Annotated in this window: 21 protein-coding genes; 10 read left to right on the forward strand and 11 right to left on the reverse strand. The window is 61.1% G+C overall.

What is annotated here, in order from left to right:
• Positions 1 to 242: 242 nt before the first annotated feature.
• Genes hisH through aroE form a run of 4 tightly spaced genes read right to left on the reverse strand, consistent with a single transcriptional unit; the run spans position 243 to position 4,251 of the window.
• Positions 243 to 845, reverse strand: coding sequence for an imidazole glycerol phosphate synthase subunit HisH (hisH, locus tag Pan189_RS12090; protein ID WP_145364152.1), 603 nt, complete (start codon positions 843 to 845; stop codon positions 243 to 245).
• A gap of 41 nt (positions 846 to 886) precedes the next feature.
• Positions 887 to 2,167, reverse strand: coding sequence for a prepilin peptidase (locus Pan189_RS12095; protein ID WP_145364153.1), 1,281 nt, complete (start codon positions 2,165 to 2,167; stop codon positions 887 to 889).
• On the reverse strand, positions 2,164 to 2,718 hold the full coding sequence (locus tag Pan189_RS12100) for a shikimate kinase (RefSeq protein ID WP_145364154.1): 555 nt from the start codon (positions 2,716 to 2,718) through the stop codon (positions 2,164 to 2,166). Before Pan189_RS12100 ends, Pan189_RS12095 begins: the two co-directional genes overlap by 4 nt.
• 42 nt (positions 2,719 to 2,760) lie before the next feature.
• A complete protein-coding gene (aroE, locus tag Pan189_RS12105) occupies positions 2,761 to 4,251 on the reverse strand; it encodes a shikimate dehydrogenase (RefSeq protein WP_145364155.1) in 1,491 nt (496 codons plus the stop codon).
• A gap of 174 nt (positions 4,252 to 4,425) precedes the next feature.
• Between aroE and Pan189_RS12110 the strand changes: the two genes are divergently transcribed.
• Together Pan189_RS12110 and Pan189_RS12115 are read left to right on the forward strand one after the other, a co-directional pair.
• Entirely contained in the window at positions 4,426 to 5,010 is a 585-nt protein-coding gene (locus tag Pan189_RS12110) for an RNA polymerase sigma factor (RefSeq protein WP_145364156.1), read from the forward strand.
• A gap of 29 nt (positions 5,011 to 5,039) precedes the next feature.
• Positions 5,040 to 5,444, forward strand: coding sequence for a DUF6768 family protein (locus tag Pan189_RS12115; protein WP_145364157.1), 405 nt, complete (start codon positions 5,040 to 5,042; stop codon positions 5,442 to 5,444).
• An 89-nt stretch (positions 5,445 to 5,533) separates the two neighbouring features.
• On the opposite strand, the gene mutL is transcribed toward Pan189_RS12115, so the two are convergent.
• The 3 genes from mutL to Pan189_RS12130 all read right to left on the reverse strand — a co-directional run bounded on the left by mutL (position 5,534) and on the right by Pan189_RS12130 (position 9,872).
• Positions 5,534 to 7,414, reverse strand: coding sequence for a DNA mismatch repair endonuclease MutL (gene mutL / locus Pan189_RS12120; protein WP_145364158.1), 1,881 nt, complete (start codon positions 7,412 to 7,414; stop codon positions 5,534 to 5,536).
• A gap of 129 nt (positions 7,415 to 7,543) precedes the next feature.
• Positions 7,544 to 8,332 carry a DNA topoisomerase I gene (locus tag Pan189_RS12125; protein ID WP_145364159.1) on the reverse strand — a complete coding sequence of 263 codons (789 nt, stop codon included), beginning with the start codon at positions 8,330 to 8,332 and terminating at the stop codon, positions 7,544 to 7,546.
• 259 nt (positions 8,333 to 8,591) lie between these two features.
• On the reverse strand, positions 8,592 to 9,872 hold the full coding sequence (locus Pan189_RS12130; RefSeq protein ID WP_310820380.1) for a reverse transcriptase family protein: 1,281 nt from the start codon (positions 9,870 to 9,872) through the stop codon (positions 8,592 to 8,594).
• A gap of 671 nt (positions 9,873 to 10,543) precedes the next feature.
• Here Pan189_RS12130 and Pan189_RS12140 point away from each other — a divergent pair.
• Positions 10,544 to 11,239, forward strand: coding sequence for a site-2 protease family protein (locus Pan189_RS12140; RefSeq protein WP_145364162.1), 696 nt, complete (start codon positions 10,544 to 10,546; stop codon positions 11,237 to 11,239).
• A gap of 97 nt (positions 11,240 to 11,336) precedes the next feature.
• On the opposite strand, the gene Pan189_RS12145 is transcribed toward Pan189_RS12140, so the two are convergent.
• Positions 11,337 to 12,698 (reverse strand): enolase C-terminal domain-like protein, encoded by a 1,362-nt coding sequence (locus tag Pan189_RS12145; protein WP_145364163.1) that lies wholly within the window; start codon positions 12,696 to 12,698, stop codon positions 11,337 to 11,339.
• A gap of 203 nt (positions 12,699 to 12,901) precedes the next feature.
• On the opposite strand from Pan189_RS12145, the gene fae reads away from it, so the two are divergent.
• The 5 genes from fae to Pan189_RS12170 all read left to right on the forward strand — a co-directional run bounded on the left by fae (position 12,902) and on the right by Pan189_RS12170 (position 19,807).
• Positions 12,902 to 13,393 (forward strand): formaldehyde-activating enzyme, encoded by a 492-nt coding sequence (gene fae, locus Pan189_RS12150; RefSeq protein ID WP_145364164.1) that lies wholly within the window; start codon positions 12,902 to 12,904, stop codon positions 13,391 to 13,393.
• A 125-nt stretch (positions 13,394 to 13,518) separates the two neighbouring features.
• The gene (locus Pan189_RS12155) at positions 13,519 to 14,385 is read left to right on the forward strand and encodes an NADP-dependent methylenetetrahydromethanopterin/methylenetetrahydrofolate dehydrogenase (protein ID WP_145364165.1); all 867 of its coding nucleotides are present in this window, start codon (positions 13,519 to 13,521) and stop codon (positions 14,383 to 14,385) included.
• Positions 14,386 to 14,664: 279 nt separating this feature from the next.
• Positions 14,665 to 18,024 (forward strand): POTRA domain-containing protein, encoded by a 3,360-nt coding sequence (locus tag Pan189_RS12160; RefSeq protein ID WP_310820381.1) that lies wholly within the window; start codon positions 14,665 to 14,667, stop codon positions 18,022 to 18,024.
• A gap of 98 nt (positions 18,025 to 18,122) precedes the next feature.
• Positions 18,123 to 18,704, forward strand: a complete 582-nt coding sequence (locus tag Pan189_RS12165; protein ID WP_145364167.1) for a DUF447 domain-containing protein — start codon at positions 18,123 to 18,125, stop codon at positions 18,702 to 18,704.
• A complete protein-coding gene (locus Pan189_RS12170; RefSeq protein ID WP_145364168.1) occupies positions 18,701 to 19,807 on the forward strand; it encodes a hypothetical protein in 1,107 nt (368 codons plus the stop codon). The genes Pan189_RS12165 and Pan189_RS12170 overlap by 4 nt, the downstream gene beginning before the upstream one ends.
• Here the strand turns inward: Pan189_RS12170 and Pan189_RS12175 are convergent.
• The 3 genes from Pan189_RS12175 to Pan189_RS12185 all read right to left on the reverse strand — a co-directional run bounded on the left by Pan189_RS12175 (position 19,804) and on the right by Pan189_RS12185 (position 22,478).
• Positions 19,804 to 20,289 carry a hypothetical protein gene (locus Pan189_RS12175; protein WP_145364169.1) on the reverse strand — a complete coding sequence of 162 codons (486 nt, stop codon included), beginning with the start codon at positions 20,287 to 20,289 and terminating at the stop codon, positions 19,804 to 19,806. The two genes, Pan189_RS12170 and Pan189_RS12175, sit on opposite strands and share 4 nt — an antisense overlap.
• Positions 20,289 to 21,611 (reverse strand): nickel pincer cofactor biosynthesis protein LarC, encoded by a 1,323-nt coding sequence (gene larC / locus Pan189_RS12180; RefSeq protein ID WP_145364170.1) that lies wholly within the window; start codon positions 21,609 to 21,611, stop codon positions 20,289 to 20,291. The genes Pan189_RS12175 and larC overlap by 1 nt, the downstream gene beginning before the upstream one ends.
• 204 nt (positions 21,612 to 21,815) lie before the next feature.
• Entirely contained in the window at positions 21,816 to 22,478 is a 663-nt protein-coding gene (locus tag Pan189_RS12185) for a hypothetical protein (RefSeq protein ID WP_145364171.1), read from the reverse strand.
• Between the two features lie 113 nt (positions 22,479 to 22,591).
• Between Pan189_RS12185 and Pan189_RS12190 the strand changes: the two genes are divergently transcribed.
• Entirely contained in the window at positions 22,592 to 24,106 is a 1,515-nt protein-coding gene (locus tag Pan189_RS12190) for a DUF1570 domain-containing protein (RefSeq protein WP_145364172.1), read from the forward strand.
• Positions 24,107 to 24,339: 233 nt separating this feature from the next.
• Positions 24,340 to 25,410 carry an AAA family ATPase gene (locus tag Pan189_RS12195; protein ID WP_145364173.1) on the forward strand — a complete coding sequence of 357 codons (1,071 nt, stop codon included), beginning with the start codon at positions 24,340 to 24,342 and terminating at the stop codon, positions 25,408 to 25,410.
• The last annotated feature ends 54 nt before the right edge of the window (positions 25,411 to 25,464 follow it).

A 25,464-nucleotide genomic window follows, 5' to 3' on the forward strand; every position in this document is an offset into this window, starting at 1 on the left:
GGGCGCGTGAGCCGCAAAAGATATTGGGTCCGAATCGTAGCTCTGGACCGGCGACGCACTGCCAGCATCGTTCTGCGACCTCTTGTCGCTGCGCGACCCGGACCTACAGGGTCCGGGCCACCCGCTTCTGACTTCTGACTTCTCAATTCTGACTTCTAACTTCTCGCTTCTCGCTCCTCACTTCTCACTTCTCACTTCTCGCTTCCCGCTTCCCGCTTCTCGCTCCGCGGGCACAGCCCGCCCTACATCACTGCGAAGTTTTTAAGCAGGTGGAGGCCTTCGGCTTGGCTTTTCTCCGGGTGGAATTGGGTGGCGAAGAGGTTGCCGCGGCGGATGGCGCTGGTGAAAGGGGGGCCGTATTGGGTGCGGGCGGCGACTACCGAGTCGTCTGCGGGCACCACGTAATAGCTATGCACGAAGTAGAAGTGGGCGGCGTCAGGGATGCCGGCGAACAGGGGATCGTCACCGGCCGCTTGGAGTGTGTTCCAGCCCATGTGGGGAACCTTGCCGGGGACGTCCTGAAAGCGGACGACCTCGCCGGGGATGACGCCGAGGCCTTCGTATTCACCGTCTTCATAGCTGCGGTCGAAGAGCAGTTGCAGACCGAGGCAGATGCCGAGCAGCGGTCGGTCGGCTTCGATTTGATCGAGCACGGGCCGATCGAGCTTTTGCTCGCGGAGTGCGGCGATTGCATCACGAAACGCACCGACACCGGGCAGGATCATCTTGTCGGCCCCGGCAAGCTCCGCCGGGTCGCTACAGATGCGAGCCTCGGCTCCCACCTTCTCGCACGCTTTCTGCACGCTGCGAAGATTGCCCATGCCGTAATCGACGATTGAGATCATGTTGAGTTGAGGGTCTAGAGGCGAGAGTCTAGGGGCAGGTATTAAGTGTTTTTTCCGCGCCAGCGTCGGTTGTGTCGGGAGAGACTCCAGTTGTCGCCGGGGGGTTCGCAGCGAAGGCCCGGTTGCTCGCGGCGGGAAGCATCATATTGGAGTTGGTCGGCCGAACTCCACGCTTCGAGTTCGAGCCAGTCTTCATCAATCCCGGCGAGTTGTTTGAGCAACCGCATTCCGCGGAGCAGCACGGCGAGAATTGCCGTGATTGCCACCGCCATGGGCAGCAGCAGCGGACCGAGCAGAAATATCCGTTCGGCAGCGGGCCAGATGAGCGGCCAGGCGACGATCATCGCGATCGCCCCGAGGCTGAGCCACGGCCCAAAAGGAATTTCATGGTCAAAGCGAAATGGGAGCCGGAACAGAACGCAGACCGCCGAGAGGACCAGCTTTACGGCCACAAACGCCAGCGCAAAAACCGGGGCGACAAAGAAGACCGCCAACACCGGCTGCCATCCAAGAAAGGCTCCCACCATCCCCATCAGCATCACATCGCCGAAGCCCATCGCCTCGCGATTGAGCCCCCAATGGCCGACGATGCGAACGATCCACACGACCCCCGCCCCCGCGATGATTCCCGCAATTGAGGCGAGCAGCGCGTGCAAATGCGGCCACGGACACAGCAACGTCGGCACGACGAGGTCGCCGATGGCAAACGGATCGCCCCGACTCCACCCGAGCGCCGCGGCAATCGACGGATCGTAATAGTAAAGCGGAACCAACAACGTTCCGCCCGACAGCAGCGCGAAGATGACGCCGAATAGCGCGAAGGGAACGGTGCTACCGTCGGGAATGAGCATGCTGCTCAGATCGATGAACGTCGCGATCACGAGGCCTTGCACGAGGACGACGTGTCCGATGACGAGGCAGGCGACTCTCCATCCGCCGGGAGAAAGACAGACGCTTGCCCCCGATGTCATCGGCTGCGGTGTCCACTGAGTATCAGCCCAATAGACCGCGACACAGAGGAGGCCGTCGAGTAATTCGACGACCGTTCGCCGCGCCTCAGATTTCCAATGCTGCACGCGGTAAGGGTTGCCGGGCAGCCAGCGACCGATCACAGGAAGATGATGAAACCAACGCTGAGCCGACCAGAGCGTCCGCTCGTACGCTTCGGGAAACAGCGCCGACTGAAGTTGCTCTCGCAAGCCGCGTCCGGTTAGTTCACACCGCTCGAACCGATCGACGCAACGGTTGCAGAATCGACCGGCGATGGTGCCGAATACGAACAGCGCAGCGACTCCGACCCACCACCAGAAATCGCCGTTCATGCGTTGAACCAGACGGCGCGGCGTTTTCGGAGAAACATCTCGATCCGATCGGCGATCTGGTCGGGCGACAGTTCGTCAACATCGACTGTCAGGGAAGCCGCCTGCCGATAGATCGGCTCCCGCAGCGATAACATACGGACGATCTCAACGCGCCCCCCCGTGCCGGTCAGATTCGGCCGACGGTCGGGGGACGATTCGTCGCCGGCAATTCGCCCGGCAAGCACGTCGACGGTTGCGGAGAGATAGACGACTTCGCCCGCTGCTTTCATTTCAGCGCGGGTCTCGTCGTTGATCGCGGCTCCTCCTCCTGCGGCCACGATGATCGCGCTCGACTTCAGCAGATCACGCATGACCTGCCGCTCGAGTTCGCGGAACGTCGACTCCCCTTCAAGTTCGAAGATCTGAGAGATGGACCGTTCGGCCCGTCGTTCGATCTCGGCGTCGGCGTCGACCGAGGTCCATCCGAGCCGGGTGGCCAACAGCGGCGCAATGCTCGACTTCCCGCTTCCGCGGTAGCCGATGAGGGTGATGACGCCGGGGGTTTCGTTCACGCGTTCTCTGGTCGAAGTAGCTCAACTCGATTGGCAACAACTCTAACTTGGGAGCCGGGCCGCGGAAATCTCTCGTCGCAAGTCGCGTCGCAACAGCGGCAGGGAGGCCGGCAGGCCGGTGAACAATTCAAACTGGGCGGCCGCCTGGCGGACAAACATTTCCAAACCCGACACGGTCAGGCATCCGCGACTGCGGGCTTGCTTGAGAAACAGTGTGTTCTCAGGCGTGTAAATGGTGTCGAACGCGACACCATGTTCCGAAAAGGCGTTGTCCGGGAATGGTGTCTCATCGACGTTCGGATGCATCCCGACGGGCGTGCAATTGACGACCACTTCGTAAGTTTCCGAGCTGCGATTTTCCCAACTCACGATGTGGCAGCCGATTTCGGCCGCAAGTTTCTCCGCCTTCGGTCGCGTCCGCCCCGTGATCGTGACCAAAGCGCCCGACCGAATCAGCCCGACCGCGACGGCACGAGCGACGCCGCCCGATCCGAGGATGATCGCCCGCTTGCCGGATACGGTCGCGTCGGGATCGGTCTCGCGTATGGCGTCGACGAGGCTCGAGAGGGCCGCGGTGTAGTCGGTATTCGCCGCGACCCACTGGCTTCCATCCCGATAGAGCGTGTTGGAGGCACCGATCTGCATGACATCGTCGTCGGCCCGGGCCGCCGCGCGAACGGCTTCCTCCTTGTGAGGAATCGTTACGCTGAACCCATCAAAGCCCAGCGTCGCGTAGTCTGCGAAGGCCGAGGCGAATGACCCCTTGGGAACCAAGAGCGGGAGATAGACGGCGTCGAGCCGGGAATCGCGGAGCAATTGATTGTGCAGCCTCGGGCTCTTGCTGTGCCCGATCGGATCGCCCATCACACCGAACAGTTGGGTCTTTGCCGTGATCCGCTCGTAGAAGTACTCGTGCTGCATCTGATCGAACGAAACCTGGCCCGGAGCCATGACCCGGTCCTGGCTGAACGAGGCATAGGTGAACGGGGCCCCGTAGCGGCCGCACAGGACGCGACTAAGTAGCCCGAGTTCGCCCATGCAGAAGCCAACCGTGGGAATCGACGCGCGACGCACGAGGTTGAGCATCCGCACGTTGTCGGAGGGGTGAAGCGCGGTCGTCACGATTTTGACGACGTCGGCATCACAGTCGGCAAGCCGGCGATGAATCTCGTCGATATTGTCCGGCGTTTCGGAGAAGTCGTGATAGCTGACGATCCGCTGCGTGTCGCCGTGACGGGGGATTCGTTTCGCGGCGTCCTCTTCAAGGTCGACATATTCGGCGCCCTCGATGATCGCCTGGCGGAGCAGGCCGAGGCGTTGCTCCTCCGACCCGGCCCAGCGACCCTGATCAGCCGGGCGTCGGCAGGTCACGACGGTCGGGACCGGCCGATCCTTGAGCAATCGCGGAAGATCTGGCGACTTCTTGAGCCAGTCGATCCGCAGCTCCAACAACTTCGCGCGCCGCTCGAACAGCGCGTGCTGTTCGGCAATCATCATCTCATGCCGGGTCCGGCCGATACTGACACAAATCATCGAAATCGGTTTTCAAGTGCGGAAGTCGGGCGAGGATGGTCCGCAACGCCCGAGAATTCAAGCGATGCGACGAAGCCCGCCGGCAGTAATGCGCGACCCCTCAAAGCGATCTCGCAGGAAATACATCGGAATTTTGAACCCCGCCTTCGCTCGTAACGACCTATTGACAGCACGATGAAACGCACCGCCCACACGATCCTCGACGAATATCTCGTCCTCGCCGCCCAGCAGGGTGATGAGATGGCGATGTCGCGGCTCGTCGGGCGGTTCGACGAACCCTTCCGGCGATACGCGGCTCGCCTGATGGGGAATCCCGAGGAGGCCGCGGATGCGGTTCAGGAGGCGTGGATGAAAATCGTCAAAGGGATTCGCAGTCTCGACGACCCGGCACGATTCCGCAGTTGGGCGTATCGGATCGTCAATCGGCGGTGCTGTGATCGCTTGCGGGCGGGTGTCCGACGTTTCGAATCGAGCACGCTGGCCATCGAACCGGAAGACACGCACGCAGGCCGCGGGCCCGGCGATCCTATCGAGGAGGCCGAGCAACTCGCGGAGTTGCGGGCTGCCCTCCAAAACCTACCGCAAGACCGACGGGAACTGCTCGCCATGTACTACATGGACGACCTGACGGTGCGGGAGATTGCCGAAGTCCTCGATGTGAAACCGGGGACCGTGAAATCTCGCTTGCACTACGCCCGCGAGGAGCTCAGGAGGTATCTCGAACCGGCGGAGCGAACGGCTCAGTCGGTCCAATCATAAAACTCACTTATTTCACGAAAGGAGAGATCATGTCATCACCATCACCCACCTCGGCGTTGGACGAAAAGATTCGCGCGGCGTTTCACGCCGAAGAGGCCGACCTGTTGGCCTCGGCCGATGAGCAACCGCTCTCGGAACAGGTGCTGGCGACCTTTCGCGGACGCAGCCGCTGGCTGGTCGGCATCGTTTGGACCGCCGTGACCGTATGGTCGGTCGTGTTGTTCACGTGCGGCTACCAGTTTTATCTGGCCACCGAACCGAAAGCGGTCGTCGGCTGGGGCGTCGGCGTTCTATTCGCCGTCGTCGCGATCTCGATGCTGAAGATCTGGTACTGGATGGAACTGAATCGCAACGCGGTGACGCGGGAGGTCAAACGAGTCGAACTCCTGCTGGCTACGCTCGTCAGCGAACGTGATTCCAATGCGGGAGAGTGAAGCGGGTTGAAGCTGTCAGCTATCGGCTTTCAGCTTTCGACTCTCAACTCTCAACTCTCGACTCGGCGGGCACAGCCCGCCTTACGAAGTTAGCCCAATCGGCCGAACTGGCGGTCGAGTTCTTCCCGGCTTAGAAGCAGGGCCGTCGGTCGTCCGTGCGGGCAGTGGTGGGAGTTTTCGACGAGGTGCCGCTGGGCGAGCAGGGAATGCATCTCGTCGTCACTAAGCCGTTGCCCCGCTTTGATCGCCGCCTTGCAGGACATCATGTGCAGCAGCGAATCGATGCTGTCGCGTCGGGTCGGATCGCCGTCGGTCTCGCCAATGCGTTCGAGCAGGTCGCGAAACAGCGTGACGTAGTCGGCTTTGGCCAACAGGGCGGGGTAGCCTGACAGGAGCACCGTGTTCCCGCCGAAGTCCTCAACGCTGTAACCGAGCTTGCCGAACAGTTCGAGATGCTCGATCGCAATGTGCGCCTCTTTGGGCGACAGCTCCAGCGACTCCGGCACCAACAGCTTCTGCGTCTCGACGGCTCCCTCAAGCACCCGCCGACGCAGTGACTCGTACATCACCCGCTCATGCAGGGCGTGCTGATCGAACACCGCCAGCCCGCTGTCGGTCTCGGACACGATGTAGGTGTCGAGAATCTGCATGACGCGGGCGTCGGGTTGGTTGGGCGGCGGTGCGTCGGTGGGTGCGGGCGTCGGTGAGTCAGCGTTCGACAAGGAATCCGTCTCGGGCGCCCCCTCGCCCTCACGCACACTTGCCCTCTCGCCATCCCCCGTCTCGCTCGCCTCTTCCACCACCGGCTTCCAAGACTCCAATGCCGAAGACGCCCACTCTTTCAGTTCAAGTTGGCGATCGTGCTGCTGCTCTTCGAGCGGCTGCGTACTTTGCTCCTCGCCCCGTTTCCCCGCCGGGGCCCGCATCGTGCCGCTGAGGTCGAGGCTGAGGAAGCGGGTGCGTAGCGTCGAGAGCAGTTGCCGGTAGAGGCTCGACGAATCTTCGAAGCGGACTTCGTTCTTGGTGGGATGGACGTTGACGTCGACCATCTCCGGCGGCATTTCCAGAAACAGATACGCGATCGGATGTCGCCCGACCATCACGAGGCCGCGGTACGCCTCGCCGAGGGCGTGCTGCAACGAGCGATCCTGAATGTAACGACCGTTCAGGAACAGATACTGCCCCTTCCGCGAGCCCTTGCTCAGCTCCGGATGCCCCACAAAGCCCCACAGCTTCACCTCACCCACTTCCGACTCGACGGGGATCAATCGCTCCGTGGTGGCCGAACCGTAGAAGAGTTCCAACCGGTCGATCAGGCTGTCGGTGGCGGGCAGATCGAACACCGTCCGCCCGTCGTGCTTGAGCACCGCGGCTAATCGCGGATGGGCGAGGGCCAGTCGGGTGAACTGCTCGGCGACATGCCCGAACTCGGTCGAGACGGTCTTCAGGAATTTCCGCCGCACCGGCGTGTTGTGAAACAGATTCGCGACTTCGACCTGCGTCCCGACCGGGCAGCCGACCGGCTGCGGGTCGCCTAAGCCGTCGCCATGACCGTGGCCGTGTCCGTCGACTTTGAGTTCCGAGCCGACTTCGTGATCGGCGGTCCGGCTGCGGAGGCGGAACCGGCTGACCGAGGCGATCGAAGCCAGTGCTTCACCGCGGAAGCCCATCGTGCGGACCCGGAACAGGTCATCGGCCTCCTGCAACTTGCTGGTCGCGTGGCTGGCGATTGCGAGAGGGAGGTCGTCGGGCTCGATCCCCTCGCCGTCATCAGTGACGCGGATCAGGTCGGTCCCGCCGCGCGCGACCTCCAGCTCGACCCGCGTCGCGAGTGCGTCGAGGCTGTTCTCGAGCAGCTCCTTGACGACGCTCGCCGGGCGTTCGATGACCTCGCCGGCCGCGATTTTGTTGACGACGTCCGCCTCGAGGCGGCGAATCCGCGGCGTCGTGCCCGCTGTGAGTAGCTCCATGCCCGCTATTATAAGCCGGCTGCGGAGATCGCAAGCGTGAGGGGGAGAGCGGGAGAGCGGGCGAGGGAGGGGGCTGGTGCGGGTGGCGATGAAGTCAGAAGTCAGAAGTCAGAAGTTAGAAGTTAGAAGTCAGGAGTCAGGAGCACGATGTTCACTCGGCTTTACTCTCTCCGCTTCCGGCTTTCCGCTCTCCGCTTTCCGCTTTCGCCCCTCCCTGCTCCTCGCTCCCCGCTCCTTACCCCCTTCGCGCACATCGAACTCTTCCACCAGTTCCGCCCGGCGTTCGGCAATGCGGCGGTCGAACTCGGCCAGAGCGTCGAGGGCCTTATCCCGACTCGTGACGAGGCCGATGATCAGATATTGGGTGATGGCGAAGGTGTAGCAGACCCAGCCGACGATCCAATCGTCGTACATCCGCTCGTACTGTTCGGGATCGTTGACATCTGGATAACCGCCATAGATGGCCGCGAGCAGGGCGAACACGGGGGAGGACCGCGCCAGGTGCTGGCAGGCAAGCCCTTTGGCTAACTGGCGCCACGATCGTTTCACGCTGCCGAAGGGGCGTCTCCAATCGAAGCCCCGCCACGACGGCCCCGGGTGGATGATCGTGAACAGCTCCTGATCGGGCATCGACTCGATCACGCCGATCGCCAGCATCAGCCGCAGACCGACGGTGATCCAGGCGTAGTTCTCCTGCAGGTTCAGCGGGACCCATCCGAAAATGAGGTCCTCCATGTTCGCCGTCGCGCACAGCAGCACCAGCGAGGCCCGAAACCACTGTTCGAGGTCTTTCTCCAATTCCGCATCAAGCTCCTGCAAACGAACGACGCGTCGGAGGAACAGCCGAAACAGCGGGATCGCCAACAGCCCCACCACGATCCGTACCAGCGGCCGCAAAATCGGCCGGGCGAAACTCATGATCAACGAGAGCAGGGGGCCCATGCGTCGGACGACCGTTGAGAAACGATTTACGGAGCGAATTCAAACCCGTCGCCGGGAACGGGCCGGAGGTGGAGGATAGTGGATCGCCAATGCCGCGGGGAGGCTGGGAGGTGAGAGGTGAGAGGTGAGAGGTGAGAGGGTATCTGCTCCTAACTCCTAACTTCCGACTTCTGACTTCTGACTTCTGACTTCTATCTTCATGGCCTGCCACTCCCCCGCTCTCCCGCTCGCCCTGTCACCACTCGATTCGGTCGAACAATCGCTGCAGTTTCTCCGCTCGCGCGGGATTGAGCTGACGGACGTGCGAGATTTTTCCCTGCAGGTGGGCTTCGAAGTTCAGGTGCTCGTCGCGATTCTGCGAAGCCGGGCCTTGCCGGACGCAATTGTGCAACGTCGCCTTGAGCCGGTCATAGGCCGCCCGGCTGACGTTCGGCCTGTCGTTGACGACGACCCCCGTCACAAGTTGTCGCTGTCCATGTTTGACGACTTTCCGCTTCTCGCGATGCACGACGAACTGCTCGCTGCGCACGATCTGATTCACCAGCGGAATGAATGTCGCCAGCGACCGGCGGAAGCGATCGTCGCCGGAAAAGGTCAGGTCGTCCGCGTAGCGCGTGTAGTTGGCTTCGAATGAGTTTGCGAGTCCGTTCAGACGCACGTCGAGCGAGAAGGCCGACAGGTTTGCCAGTGCCGGTGACGTCGGGGCGCCCTGAGGGAGGTGTCGGGCCGCGTAAGCGCGAATCAAATTCGCACCGCGGCCCTCCGGCAGTGGCATCCGCGGGGGAAGGGCCGACGTCGTTAGTCGCGTTAGCCAGATTGCCGCTTCCCGTGAGTAGCCCAACCCTCGAAAGACCGCGACGACGCGATTGTAGCGGACGGCGGGATAGAAATTCTCGAGGTCATAACTGAGCACCACCGCCTTTCCGACGTGGGGCTGCGCGTTAGAGACGATCGATCGGCCGCGTACGAAGCCGTGGGCCGCCGGATGGGCGGGAACTCGGTCGAGCAAACCGCGGAGCAGCAGTTGCTGGACATGTTTGAGACGCCGCTTGGGAGACTCGATCAGCCGTGACCCGCCGCTCTTTTTGTGCACCCAGCGAAAGTGATAGTGTGCCGCTTCGAGGGAGGGCGGACGATAGGCGGACTCGGTCCGGTGTGTCAGCCAGGCCAGTTCACCAATCGAGACCTCCATCCAGTCGGCGAGGTCTTCCGGAGTCGTCAGTGCCGGGAGTTCCCAGCGGGTGAGCCGCTCGAAATTCTGATCCTGCGAGCGATCGATCGTCTCGCCGGACACACCGTTCGGCAGGGCGAATCGATACGGCTTCTCAGTCGTCCGGGTCGCTGCGGATGTTGAATGATGACCGCGTCGGCGGCGAAATTCGAACCGCGCGAGACGAGGCCGAACGCGGACCTTGGGGGCCTCGTCCGTTTCGACGGGCGCGATCTTCTCGGGCTGCGATCGCTGGGTGACCGATTCATCTTCGCCGAATAGCAGTCGGAGCAACCAGCGGAACATTACAATCCGTTTGTAGACGCGATGGGCCGACGAAAACTCGATCCGCGGGCCGCTCAACGCTTCCTGTACCGCGCGACTTTGACGAGCCGGACGGCTCGGTAAAGTCGCGAGCCCGATGTCACGTGAGCAACGTTTCTCCCACGGGGTAACCCCGCAGAGCCGCAATTGAACCCGGCACGAGACCGGCTGCGGCAGGCTTGGGCGACCCGCGGACCGAGGGCGGCATCCTACTGCCATGATTCGAAATTTCCCAATACACGGAGTTGAAGGGAGAAGCGAGAAGCGAGAAGCGAGAAGCGAGAAACGAAAAGGGAGAAGCGAAAAGCGAGAAGCGAGAAGCGAGAAGCGAGAAACGAGAAACGAGAAACGAGAAACGAGAAGCGAGAAACGAGAAACGAGAAACGAGAAACGAGAAACGAGAAACGAGAAACGAGAAACGAGAAACGAGAAACGAGAAACGAGAAACGAGAAACGAGGAGCGAGGAGCGAGAAGCGAGAAGTGAGGAGTGAGAAGGCGGACGCTTGCGGTGGCGACGCGGCTGGTCTCTCGTTCTCGCTTCGCATCGATTTGTCCGAATCGGGATCGCTCGATAGAGTCTGGCACGAGTCCGTGGTCCCTCCGTCGCGCCATTGATCCGCGTCATTACACCTCCGCCCCGACCGGTCCCGCCATGTTCGGCCCCATCCGCCCCACGCCGTATGACTTGCGGTTCAGCATTTCGGGCATTCCGGTCAACGTGACCCCGATGTTCTGGGCTATCACCGCGATCATGGGGCTGGGTCGAATTGAACAGACCGGCCTGCCGGGCGTCGTGATCTGGGTCGTCGTCGTCTTCTTTTCGATTCTGCTGCACGAGTTGGGTCACGCGATCGCTCAGCGGGCGTATGGGCAGTCACCCCAAATCATTCTCTATCACTTCGGCGGGGTCGCGCAGTACATGCCACGCGGCCGGATCGGTTGGACGCAGCAGATCGTGATCAGTCTCGCCGGCCCGGGCATTCAATTAGCCTTTTACGGCGTGCTCCAGTACGTGGTCTGGCAGTTGCGTCAGTCGGACAATTACCCGGAATTCCTCTCACCTGCGTGGTTATTGATCTACGACCTGGAGTACGTGAATCTCTATTGGGCTCTGGTCAACTTGCTGCCGGTTCTTCCGCTCGACGGCGGGCGTGTGGCGGAAACGCTGCTCGTTCGGTTTCGGCATCGCGACGGAGCCGACCTCGCGATCAAAATCGGCATTGTGGTCGGCGGCGCTGCGGCGTTGTGGTTCTTTATGAACGACTATCGATACGCCGGCTTCCTCTTCGTATTTCTGGCATTTAATAATTACCAATCGCTGCAGAACACGAACTACCGCGGCTGGTAATCGAGAAGGCAGCCGCGCCCGGCAGGAAGCGGATCACGCAAGACGCCGCGATGTCTTAGGCCACTTGATTCACTTGAGCGCTCCCTGGCGGTCGCGGCTAAACGGGATCATGATTCTCGATCTTCGCACCGAAGAGGCCTTCGTTGGTGAGGTCTGCCGTTTGAACGGTTCCATCGCTGAGGCCGAACATTTCGGGATATGACTTCGCCCATTTTTCGTTCGGAGCCGGGCAATATTGTCGGCCGTTGCCTTCGATCGCGGCTACCGTCGGGATGCGGGCCGCCAAGCTTGCCGAGTGCAGGAATGAATAGCCGGGGCAGGTCAAATCCTGCACACACAGGAACAACCCGAGCTTCTGTGCCGCGGCTCCCAACAGCAGGGACTCGGTGTGCCCCTTGCACGCTTTTAGGGCGACGCCGCTGTAGCCGAGATCGACCGCCGTCAGCAGAGACTCATAGTCGGTCAGCGCCTCGTCGATCACCACCGGCTTGAGCTTCGCCGCCGCGTGCATCTGTTGGTCGGGCGATTTTCGCAGGTGACGGCTCGTCGGTTGCTCCAGATACTGCACGCGTCCGTAGGCTGCGGGCGAACGCTCCTGTAGTTTCGATAGAAATTCAACGACGTACTCGGCGTTCTCACATTTCTCGTTGAAGTCGAGCGAGTAATACCATTGTTCGCACCCGCGGCGCGATTGGGCGTCTGCCGTCACCGCATCAACCCGCAGGACTCGATCGACATCCCAGGCGAGATCATCCCCCGCGAGTTTGATCTTCAAATGCGTCAACCCTTCGGCGGCGATCCACTCCGGGAGCGTCTCGGGAAGTCCGTCGTCAATTCGTTGCTCAATGTCATCGTCGGTGAGCGGATCGAGCGCTCCGACCAGGTGATACAGCGGCATCGTCGGTTTCGGTGTTCGCGACGTGAACTGATCGAGCGTGTCGCCGACGAACCGATCATCGAGAAAGCGGGAGAGATCGCCAGACATGTATTCCGGCCCCAACACGTCATAGCTGCTCTTTGCGTGCAGCCGACCGAACGCATCATGCACCGCGGCATCGAGAGAACTGGCCGCGACCAGTTGAGCCAACTTCGGCAACGATTCGGGAAGAGACGCCCGCTGACGTACATCGATCGCCACGTCATCGTATCGCCGCATCAAATCGGTCATCAGCACGACCGGATGCTCCGACTTCCCCAATCGCACCGCCTCGGCCGCCGCCTCCCGTGCGAAGTCAATCATCGCCGGCTCGGCGGTATCAGGCTCGACCTGTGACGAAGGCCAAGCCCAGACGTTTCCAACCGGCATACTGCCGAAGCCGACCGCGGTGCGGCCGCCTTCACCTTCGAGCCGAACCGTTACGTTAATGAGTTGCGTGCGGTCGACGACGCGGCCCCCGAATTTCAGCGGAGCCCGGAACGGAACCGGTTCGAGGGCGACGTCAGCGGAGAGAAGGTGCATGGCGAAGGAGCGTCGAAAATGTGGAGAGCCGGAAGCCGAAAGGCAGTCTACATCCTGCCTCTTCCCTCTCACCACTCACCTCTGACCTCCTGTCAGTCACGTACGCTGGCAATCTGCGCACGCGGCTGGTATCACCCCCTTACCGCCAATTGCGGAAATTTTACCATCAGCGGAAATAGAGCGACTCTCGAAGGATCACAGCAATGCACGTCGGCGAAGCACTGGTCGGTGACGGATTTGAAGTATCTCACATTGACCTTTTAATCGGCGAAAAGACCGGTCCGGTCGGTTCGGCGTTTGCCTCGGCTCTGACAACGCAGAGCCAAGGACACAGCAATCTGCTGGCGGTGTTGGAGCCGAACCTCGCGGTGAAGCCGGCAACCGTGATGATCACCAAGGTCAGCATTAAGGGCGAGAAGCAGGCCGTCCAAATGTTCGGCCCCGCGCAGTACGCGGTCGCCAAGGCCGTTGCCGACAGCGTCGCCGAGGGAGTGATCCCCGCCGATCAGGCCGAGAATCTTTGCATCGTCTGCGGTGTCTTCATCCACTGGAAGGCCGAAGACGACAAGAAGATTTTCGAATACAACTACGAGGCCACAAAGCTCTCGATCGCCCGCGCGATGAAGAATGAGCCCTCCGCAGAAGAAATGGTGGCCAAGAAAGATTCGGCTAAGCACCCATTCTCGGGCGTTTGACGAATGAGGCCGCGTAAGGCGGGCTTTGCCCGCCTGATTTTCACTCTGCGGCGCGATAACGCTTCGAATTGGAACCCGCTGGCAATGCGGCTCGGCGGACTCAGCCCGCCTGCCAGCAACTGCCGATGAAACGCATTCTGATTCAGTTCGATCCCGATAAGCACCCCAGTTCGTTCGATCGTGTCGTCGCGATCGATGCGGGGGCGGACGAGGTCTTCAGCTACGGCGGCGTCGAGCCGGAGGATGTCGCTGGGCTGGTTCACGGGGCGATCTTCACTCGTGGCCCCGCCGATTTGAAGAACTCTGCCATTTTCGTCGGTGGCAACGACGTCGAAGCCGCTGAAGTCATCGCAGCGAAGATCAAGCAGACGTTCTTCGGACCGATGCGGGTCTCGGTGATGATCGACCCGAATGGCTCGAATACAACCGCGGCCGCCGCGATCGCGGCGGCGCGAGTTCATCTCGATCTCTCTGAGATCACGGCCGTTGTGTTCGGCGGAACCGGTCCGGTCGGTGAACGGATCGCCCATCTGCTTCTGAAGTACGGGGCCGGGGTCCGAATCACTTCGCGCACGATCGAACGATCGACGGAGGTGTGCGATCGCCTTCGGGAACGATTTCCCGACGGACGACTCACCGCCTGCGAGACGGGAACTGCGGACGGGCGAAAATCGATTACGCGGGGGATCAATGCGATTTTCGCGGCCGGGGCGGCGGGCGTGCAGTTTTTGAAGCAGCCGCAATGGCAGGGGATCGAAGGGCTGAAGCTCGTTGTCGATCTGAATGCCGTACCCCCCGCCGGGCTAGAGGGAATCGAAGTCACAGATAAAGGCGAAACTCGTGACGGGATCACGTGTTACGGCGCAATCGGGGTCGGCGGGCTGAAAATGAAAATCCACAAAGCCGCCGTGAATCGCCTATTTGATGCAAACGATTTGATCCTCACGACCGATTCCATAGATGAGTTGGCGACCGAAGTGGTCGGCAGGTAAAGGCCGCATTTCTCCCTTATCGATTCGTGCCCGCTTTGTGCCGCAGGCTTCGCAAAGAGCCGAAATCGCGGTTGCGGTCTGCGAGCGAATGTTCTATCGATCCGGTTCCCGACCTCCGTTCGCGAGGTCTCACGTCCCCAACTGCCCAATCACTCCGCGACCAACTCAATAAAAATAGTCCGTCACCGACGATTGCACGATGCATTGTGGTGAATGCACGGACCCGTCAGCCGCCCGATTCCGGGAGCACCGCTCCCAGCCGACAACCAGGATCAGATTATGGCCGGTGTCACGGATGACACCCCGACCGTCCCGAATCGTTCGCGGACTAATTCGAATGGCGTGCGCCTGCGATGCGCGTCGGCTTCGACCGGGGTTGCGCTCGCGTGCTTGATCGCCGCGGTGGCGATGCCCGCGTTGGCGGAGGACTACCTTTCGGCGGTGCAGCAACCTTTAGCGCAGGTTCTCATCGACGGCAACGTGACCATTCCCGCATCGGAGATTCAAAAGCACGTTTCAAGTCGTCCCGGACGCCCCGTCGACCCCGTTTTGGTCCGGGAAGATGTCCGCAAGTTACATGACACGCGGTGGTTCGCGTCAGTCTCGCAGCGGGTCAAGCCGACCGACGAAGGCCCGGTGCTAATCTTCACCGTGGTCGAGAAGCCGATCTTGCGAAAGGTCGGTTTCAAAGGAAACCGCAAGATCAAGACGCGGTATCTGGCAGCGCTGACCGGCCTACAGCCCGACCACGCCTACGATGTTCTGGTCAATCGCGAAGCGGCCCGGCGGATCGAAGAATACTATCGCGATGAAGGATTCGCGTTCGCAAAAGTCACGCTCGAAAAGGGCGATTCGGTTCGCGACCGCGAAGTCATCTTCAAAATCGAAGAAGGTCCGAAGGTCCGTGTCGTCTCGGTGCAGTTCCGGGGAAACACGATCGCCTCGGACGGCCGGCTGTCGACCTACCTGATGACCGACAAAGCTGGCTTCGATTTTCTGCCGTTCAGTAATCGCCTGCCGTTCGGCGGATTGTACGACCCGACGACCATTCCGAATGACATCGCCGTCCTGACGAAATATTACCACGACCTCGGATTCTTCGACGTTTCGATCTCTGACCAGGTCAATTTCAGCCCGGATCGTGCGAAGGTCACGATCGTCTATTCGATCAACGAAGGACTGCGTTACCGCGTCCGTCGGATCGAATACGATGGCAATCGTGTTCTGCCGACGAAGGAACTTGTTCGCGATCGGAATTTGAACGAAGGGGAGTATTTCGACCGCCGCGGCCTCGATCGCGATCTCAATGAAATCCGCGAGAGCTACGGCAATCTCGGTCGGCTCTATGCCAGTGTCGAGGCAATTCCGCGCTTTTCGGAGACCCCGGGTGTCGCCGATCTGATCGTGCGGATCGATGAAGACAAGCCGTACATTATCCGAAACATTTACGTCGACATTGCCGGGACACACCCCCACACGAAGACCAACGTGATCCGCAATCACTTCACGGTGGCGCCGGGGAGCATTGCCAATCCGAGAGAAATTCGACGCTCCAAGAGCCGCATCGAAGGTGTTCCGGCATTTGCCGCGACCACCGGCGGAGCGGTCAAAGTAGACATTCAGCGGGTCAGCTCAGAAACGCAAGCAGGTTTCCGCGGCCAAAGCCCGGACACCCGCGGCGGAGTCGACGTTTACATCCACGATGGTGAGGCGAGACGGTACCGCCAGGACAATCCCTATCTGAGTCGCCCGGCCGCCGAACCTCAGTGGTCTGAGCCTTTTGATTCGGCCCCTGAAGCTCAAACCAACAGCCGGCGCCCTGCGATTTCCACGGCGAGGAATAACCCATTCGCTTCCAGTGCCACGCGGGAAGAGCGGCCGCGACCTTTGGACAGCTTTGCCGCCGCCGATGACTCTACGACGGGCGGACCGAACGATCTTGAGTTGCGGCCTGACAATCCGTTCGTCGGTCCTCCGCATCAGCCGATGAGCATCCCATACCGCGAAAGTTCCCCCTCGTGGCCGGCAACGACTAGCGGAGCGACCCGTCAGCGTTCCAACTTTGGTGCGACATACGACGAGTCACATCCGTTTGCGGCCATGGAAACCAAACCGGCCCGCCCTTCTTCGAACGACTTCGCCACCGCAGACTTCGCCCCGTCGATCAATCGCGTCGAGCGGGGGACCCCCGTCATGCCTGTCGCCACGACGAAGCCGTCGACTTCGAATTTGAACGCCTTCGATGCCCGGAACGACTTTGCCGCGACTGACTTTGAAGCCAACACCGCAGCACCATCGGGCATCCCGACGGCATCGACTCGCAATCCGTTCGCCGATGCCCCTCTGACCGCGTCGACCACATCGGCCGCCCCGGCGGTTGTGAGCGTTCCGCGACAATCAGCGCCATCACCGACCGAACCTACCGTCAATACCGCCGATGCCACATACACCGTAAGCGAAAATCCTTACTCAACGGTCCAGCAAACAGGTGTCGGCCCCTTTCAGGAACGCAATCCACTGTTTCCACCGAGCCCAATGGGCGACCCGTTTCGCGGGGCGCTCGAAGAGCCCGGATTGGTCGACCTGCGTGTCAGCGCTCGCGAAGCACAAACGGGCCGGCTGATGTTCGGCGCGGCCGTCAACAGCAACGCCGGACTCGTCGGTAACGTCGTACTCGAAGAACAGAACTTCGACCTGTTCCGCTTCCCGACCAGCTTCTCCGACATCACCAACGGCACCGCTTTTCGCGGCGGCGGTCAGCGCTTTCGACTCGAAGCGGTCCCCGGTACGCAGGTCAGCCGGTACACCGTCAGTTGGCAGGATCCGTTCATCTTTGACACGAACTACAGTTTCGGGGCGAGCGGTTTTTACTTCCAGCGGTTCTATGAAGACTGGAACGAACAGCGGGCCGGTGGTCGGTTCAATATCGGCCGACAGTTCAGCCCGTTTGTTTCAGCGGGACTCATTTCGCGGGTCGAAGAAGTTGAACTCTCCGATCCCAGCGTGCCGACGCCCGCTTCGCTACAGGAAGCACTCGGCGATAATTTTCTGTTCACGCTCGGTGGGGTCGTGCGAATCGATACGCGTGACAACGCGCTAAACCCTACGGAAGGCACGTCGGTCGAACTGAACTACACGCAGGGCATTAGCGAATACACTTACTCGCAGGCCGATATCGAAGCCTATCAGTACTACACGCTGTTCAGCCGGCCCGACGGCTCGGGTAAGCAGATCCTGTCGCTGCGTGGTCAACTCGGTTACTCGACCGACGACACGCCGATCTTCGAACGTTTCTTCGCCGGTGGATTTCAAACCTTCCGCGGCTTCGACTTCCGCGGTGTCGGTCCGCGGGAACAAGGCGTTTCGGTCGGGGGTGACTTCCTCGCGATCGGTACTGTCCAGTATCAGGTTCCGTTGCTCGCCAACGATGCCCTCGCCGGCGTTGTCTTCTCTGACTTCGGTACCCTTGAGCCGGACGTGCAGATCGAAGATTTTCGCGTCAGCGTCGGTGCCGGTCTGCGGATTCAAATCCCGGCCCTCGGCCCCGTGCCCCTCGCGTTCGACTTCGCCTACCCGATCGTCAAAGCCCCCTTCGACGACCAGGAAATCTTCAGCTTCTACATCGGCGTGCAGCGGTAGGCGACCTACCGGGGATCACGATCGCTTTCGACTCCGTCGCTGCCCGACTAATCTTTCGTAAGCAAGATTTGAAGGTCGATCGCAGCGCGGACGCACGCATGGTAGTGGAGGGGTTGGTCACGACGACGAATGCCGACGGGACGATCAACGTCTCGCCGATGGGACCGCTCACGTCGCCGCAGTTCGACTTCCTGACGCTGCGGCCGTTCGAGGGTTCGCAGACGCTCGCGAATTTGCGAAGGGATCGGTCGTGCGTGTTTCACGTCACGGACGACGTGCTGCTGCTAACGCGGGCGATGCTCAACGTGCCGATGCGGCCCGACCTGCGCCGCGCGGAGGTGATCGATGGATGGGTACTCGCCGATACTTGTCGTTGGTTTGAGTTGAAGGCGGAATCGATTTCCGGGGAATCGCCGCGACTGACAATCGAGACGACCATCGAGCACGTCGGTATCGGGAGACCGTTCTTCGGCTGGAACCGCGCGAAACATGCGGTGTTGGAAGCGGCGGTACTCGCGTCGCGGGTCCATCTGCTCGATGGGCCGACCATGCTCGCCGACTTCGAACCCCTTCGCGTAATCGTGGAGAAGACCGGAAACGATGACGAGCGCGAAGCATTCGCGTTATTGAAGCAGCACGTCGAATCAGCGCCGGCCGCGAACACGCAGGCCGAATCATGAGCGACGGCGTGATCGTTCGCACCGGCGCCCGCCTGCATTTCGGTCTCGCGATTTCAGGGAGCGGGCCGGCTCGCCGCTACGGCGGGCTCGGGATGATGATCGACCAACCCGGCTTCGAAGTACGTTGCCGCCGGCTCGAGGACGTTGATGCCGAACTCTACGGAACCGAGTCTTCACGTGATCGCATCGCGGGGCCGGAGTGGAGCGTACGCCGAACTCAAAAACAGCTCGATGAGCTCCGATCCGCGGGACGATTGCCGAAAACGTCTCGGTTCGACTTCGCCGTCGTTGAAGCGATTCCGCAACATTGCGGCTTCGGTTCCGGCACGCAATTGGCGCTCGCCGTCTTCACCGCGGCGACGGAACTTTCTTCGAGCAATGACAACGCGAATACAAGCCCGAGGCGCGAGCCGTCGGGTGATCAACCGGCGAAATCCCCGACGGCTTGCGCCTCGGGCTTGTATGATGGCGACTTACTGCCATCGTTGAATGACTTTTTCAGATTAAAAGCGGCCACTGGTCGGGGGCGGCGATCAAAAATCGGCCTGTATGGTTTTCTTAACGGCGGACTGATTCACGAGGTCGATCGCGATCGGTCCGAGTCTGAGCGGTTCAGTCGCGAAGCGATCCCCGAATCCTGGCGATTCGTACTTATCACTCCGGAACAAAACGCCGGACCGAGCGGCAATACGGAAGCGGACTTGATGCAGAAGCTGCCGCCGATGTCGCCGAGACTGACAAATCGGCTGCACGAGTTGGCAAGCCGAATTCTTCAAGCGGCAACGAACGAAGATTTCCCGACGTTCTCTGAGGAACTTTCACAATACGGCCGGCTCGTGGGAGCCCACTTTCAACCCGCACAGGGCGGGACGTTCTTTGATGAGCGAATCGAACGGATTGATCGCGTCCTCGCCGACCGCGTGAACGGGCCGCGGCCGGTGCAGTCCTCTTGGGGACCGACGGCGGTGCTGCCGGTGCAAAGCGACGATGCGGCGGCCGAACTGATTCAAAATCTCAACGAACACGGCGTGCTCGACGACTGCGAAGTTCTCACGACGCGACCGCTCAATCGCGGTGCCTCGATCGAATACGTTGCCGACTAAGCGGCGCGGCGTTGCGTTGAGTTGCCGTCAGTTTCGGACGCGATCAGCCGCTCGACCTGAGCGTCACTGTAACCGGCGAGCCGAAGTTCGACCGCGTAAGCATTCCCGCGGCGATCACCTTCGGATGTTTCCTCCGGCGGGTGAACGAGTCCCAGTTCGGTCGATCGATCCAGCAATCGTTCAATACGATCAGCCGCTCGTTCGGCGCGCTCGGTCAGCGATTTTAGAAGGGCCACTCGACTTTCGATTTGCCCGGACACGTCGCGATCGTAGTCGTGCAGCCGAAGCTCACGATCTGTGATTCGTCGCTCAAGTCGCGCGGCCGAGACCCCCACTTCGGGACTCTCTGACTTCGATCGCCCCGCCGAGGCTCGTGCCCGACGCAGCATGCGAACGGCGAGAAAGATCATTGCCCCGAACGCCAGAACGAACAGCATCAAAGGGGAACGGGCGAACGACTCTGCGAATAGGATCACGCTCATCAATTGTCCTCCCGCGGCGTTGCCGCCGGCGCGTCGTGATCGTGAGAATGGTCATGATCGTGCGAGTGCGAATGGTCGTGATCGTGTGAATGATCATGGTCATGACCGTGGGCACTCGGCTCGCCATGCGTTGCTTCCGTCACCGCCTCGAACGACCGCGTGGCGAACGCAACCTCGGACGCCCGGTAAACATCTCGCAGCGGGATCCCATGCTCGCCTGCCACCCGGGCGCAGTCTTCGAATTCGGGAACAAAAACGGCCGGCTCTCCATCGCGCCAACCGAGTTTGCCGCGGACTTGGCCGAACTCGGTCGTCACGACGTGTTCCTGACGCACCCGCGTGGCGCGATCGAGCGTGTGCCGCCGAACACCGAAGGTGGCCGTCTCCCCGAACAAGATGTCTTCGAGCTTGTCTGCGATGTCCGGCGGCGCGAGCACGCTGAGCAGCACGCCGGGGCGATCTTTTTTCATTTGAATCGCCGTCGAGAAAACGTCGAGCGCCCCCGCTTCGAACAGTCGCTGTTTCGTATGGCCGATCACTTCGGGCGAGACGTCATCGAGATTTGTTTCCAGAAGCGTCACCCGATCGCGCTGCGGATCGGCCGCGGCGTCGCCGACGATAATCCGGAGCATGTTCGCGCGGTCCGGCAGGTCCATCGTGCCGGCGCCGTATCCGACCGACTCGATCGTCATTTGCGGAATCGAACCGAACGAATCGACGATCGTCCGCACGATCGCGGCTCCGGTCGGGGTCGTCAGTTCGCCATCGACGGGAATGCTCGCCAGCGGGATGCCCTTCAGGATTTCGGCCGTCGCCGGTGCCGGAATCGAACAAACACCGTGGTCAATCTTCACCCGTCCTCGTCCAGTCGGAATCGGCGACGCGACGACGTGATCGACATCCAACAGGTCAAACCCGACCGCGGCGCCGACAATATCGACGATCGAGTCGATCGCCCCGACTTCGTGAAAATGAATCTTGTCGACCGTCGTGCCATGGACGCGGGCTTCCGCCCGGGCGATCGCGAGAAATATCTCGTGGGCAATCTCTTTCTGTGTCGCCGTCAGTCCGGTCGCCGCATCGAGAATCGATTCAATATCGGACAGGTGCCGGTGGGCGTGCTGCTCAGGATGTTCGACCCGGACGTAAGTGGAGCGAAAGCCGTGTTTGACGATCTCGTCGACACGCAGGGTCACGCCGGGCAGTCCCAAGGAGTCGATCGCAGCGCGAATCGGTGCGAGTTCGACACCGGCGTCGAGTAGGGCCGCCAACGTCATGTCGCCGCTGATGCCGGTCGCACAATCGAGGTACGCAATCCGCAAGGGGAATCTCCGATGACACTCGGTGTCTCTGATCTGTTGGAACCGACACGGCGGTCAGTTTCAACAGGACTGAGACAACCTCGGTTTTGTCGACTGGACGGGGTCTTTCGAACCGGCGGAAGTCTATCTGCGCGACTGATATTCACCAACCCGATCTCAGCGGCGCCGCCATCGGCCCACTGAGTGCCAAGCAGATCGAACTCTCTACGACTTTGAATCCTGCATCCGTGCCAGTTCGAGCGGTGACAGTTTCTCCGGCTCAGGCGACTTCTCCGGCTCGGATTGTGCGGGCGTGCCGCCGTCCTGCATTCGAGCAAGTTCCAACGCCGAGGGTTTTTTCGCCGCTCCGGCGGTTGAAGAGCCGGCCTCGCCCGAATCCTGCATTCGTGCCGCTTCGAGTGGCGAAAGCTTTTCCTGTGGCGAAGCGGGCGGCGTAGGTGTCGGTGGCGCCTGCGGGGCTTGACCACCGTCCTGCATCCGAGCCATTTCGAGAGGTGAGGGTCGCTGCCCTTTATTTGACGACTCCTGAGCCGGCTGAAATTCCGTCGATGCCGCGGGCTTGGCCTTCGCCTCGGCAGCAGCGTCCTTCCCGACGAGAGCTTTCGCGAGCTTCTTCGCCTCCTCATCGGTGAGGACCCGAAGATGTCGGCAGGGGATGTCGTACCACGAGATATCAGCGGGCCCGTCGAACTCGACGAGGGCGTCACCATTCATATTCACTGTTTTGACCCGCCCGACCCGCTCGCGAAAGCGGTCGAGCGTGGAAGGGCCCCCTTCGACGGCGACCGATTGGTCGGTCCATTCCCGCTTCAGCCGTTCGGCTTCTAGGATTCGCGAATCGGAAGAGGCGACGGCGTCGGTGGGCATCCGGCTGGCACGATCGGGTTGGTGAAAATTCGATTTGATTCTGCGGCACGTCTCAGGCAGTGTAGTAACGGTCACACATTCTGAAAACATCGACGAACCTCGAGAGCGAGCGCATGTCGAATCAAAACTCATCTGCCCGTCACCATTCTCTCAACTTCGCGACTGCGATCGGGCTGTGTTGTTTTTGCCTGCTGTCGATCCAGCAGCCGCTCGCCGCCGATGAGTGGACGATCCGAACAGCAGACGGGACCGAAACCATCTCGGCCAGCGCTCACGGCTCCGCGGAGGGCGTGAAAGCCCTGATGTTGCCGGACGGCAGCATCAGGCTTGAGCCGAGTGCGAATATCATTAAGCGCGTCCCGATGGACGGTCTCGCTTTGGCCGCAGCCGAGGAAATGTCCGAGACCCTCAAAGGGGAACTCGGGGGTGAACTCGTCCTGACGCTTTATGACGAGCCATTCTTGGTCGCACTCGTTTTGAGCGACCCGCTTGATCGTCGGGACGATCGTCGGGCGGCCGGGTTTTTGAAGAAAGCCGTGCGGTTTCAGCAAAACGTCAATCGCGTTTTCGAACGGTTCGCCGATGAAGTCGACCTCAAGCTGACCGAACCGGAGTTCCCGCTCGTGATGCTCGTGTTCGAATCGGACGATGACTTCGAAGCCTATGCGACCGAAGCGACCGGCGGGCGGGGCTTGTCAGCGTCGAGCGTCCTCGGTTTTTACTCGGGCATCACGAATCGACTTGCCCTGCGGCTCACCGAGTGCGACACGTTTGAGGTTCCGCTGCACGAAGCGATTCATCAATTCGTCTACAACCGCGGGCTCGCGAAACGATTGGCCCCGGTGCCTTCATGGTGGAACGAAGGCATCGCGACGGGTTTCGAAAACAACGGCGAGACGATCGGCGTCGGTCCCGGCCGGATCAGCGCCGACTTCGCCGAGCGGGCACAGACGGCGAACTCGTCTGATTGGAACGGCGTCGTCAGCGGAGATACGGCATTTCGCCGCGACAGCCTTGCGGGCGATGCTTACACGCACGCGTGGAGCCTGCACTGGTATTTGGTCACGCAGCATCGCAAGCAATACGCCGATTTCGTCCGCAGCCTTGGTCAGCTTGAACCACTCACGGACCAGACTCCTGAGTCACGACTCGCCATATTTCAGCGAGCGTTCAAGCAGCCGCCGAACGAAATGCAATCGGAATTTCCGCGTGTGCTGTCCGTCGGCCTACGACGGCAGCGCGTTCGCAAGCAGGAGACGTCGCGGCGAGGGTGGATGACCCGCCGGTCCAATCTCGCCCGGGTCGAGATCAATGCCGGCAGCGTCAACGGTGGTCCGATTCGTGTCCACGGAGCGATGAAAAACATCTCGCCGATTCGCTCGATGTCGTTCGTCGTGCGGGTCGAGACCGACGGAGGCTTGTACGCCGACTGGCACGTTCCGAATCTCGCGCCGGGACGGACGATGAAACTGTTGCCGCAGAATGTTCAGAAGGCCGCTCCCGGAGCGATCGGCGTCGGCGGGACACGCTTCGGCGTTGCCGTCGAGACGGCCGTGCCCGACAGCCCGGAGGCCAAGAATTGGGCCGCGGGCGATTTGCCGGTGCCGGTCTTCAGCCGCGTGCGATGAACTCGCTTTAGCGACATGAGCAGACCGGTCAGTGGTCAACGGGTGAGCGACATCGCAATAGACCGAATGGCGAAATTCCCGCCAGGGAGTTTGAGTTTCGCTCGATGCCCTCGCAATTTCTGAACGTGTCGGCAAAATCCTTGTTAGGTGGTGCTAGCCGTTGCGTCCTTTACCCTACGGTCGCAATGCGCCGCGAATATTGAATCCCATTCTGCTTCCGATAGCGAAATTTTATGGCTGACGAACAAGCTGCTCCGGCAAAGCCGGCCGATGTCTCGGAAGAGTCGATCCGCAAGCTCAACAAGGCCTTCTCCGAGATCAAGGCCCAAATGGCACAGGTGATCGTCGGGCAGGATGAAGTGATCGATCAGCTCTTGATCGCACTGTTCAGCCGGGGGCACTGTCTGCTCGAAGGCGTACCCGGGCTGGCGAAGACGTTGATGATCAGCACGCTGTCGCGCTGCCTGTCGATGACGTTTTCCCGCATTCAGTTTACGCCCGACCTGATGCCGGCGGACATCACGGGCACCGACGTGTTGCAGGTCAACCAGACGACCGGGCAACGCGAGTTCCGCTTTATTCAAGGCCCACTTTTTCACAACGTCGTCCTGGCCGACGAAATCAACCGAACTCCACCGAAGACACAGGCGGCCCTGCTCGAAGCGATGCAGGAACGAACCGTCAGCGTCGGGCAGATTCGCCACGAGTTGAGTACGCCGTTCTTCGTCTTGGCCACGCAGAACCCGATCGAGCAGGAAGGGACCTACACGCTGCCCGAAGCGCAGCAGGACCGGTTCATGTTCAAGGTGTTCGTCAATTATCCGTCCTTTGCCGAAGAAAAGACGATCGCTCGACAGACGACGTCGATCCAGTCCGACGACATTAAGCCGGTGCTGACGGGCGAAGAGATTGTTGAACTGCAGAACCTTGTTCGGCAGGTCCCGGTGAGCGATCACGTGATTGACTACGCATTGGCTTTGGTCCGCCAGACGCGGATCACCGAAGAGGGGGCCTCGGAGTACGCCAAGGAGACGCTCAGTTGGGGAGCCGGGCCGCGGGCCGTGCAGATGCTCCTGCTGGGCGGTAAAGCCCGGGCACTGCTCAACGGGCGCTCGCACGTCTCACCCGATGATGTCGCGGCACTGGCCGCACCGGTGCTGCGGCATCGTGTCGTGGTCAACTTCGCCGCCCAGAGTGACGGCATCAACAGTGACAAAGTAGTCGAAAAACTTCTCTCCGAAACCCCTTCCCGAGAGGGTGAGCTGACGCGTGACCCACGATTCCAGAAAATTTTTGCAGCCTGAGGCGATCTCGCGGATCTCCCGGCTGGAAATTCGGGCCCGTCACATCGTTGAAGG

This window comes from Stratiformator vulcanicus, from assembly GCF_007744515.1.
GTDB lineage: Bacteria > Planctomycetota > Planctomycetia > Planctomycetales > Planctomycetaceae > Stratiformator > Stratiformator vulcanicus.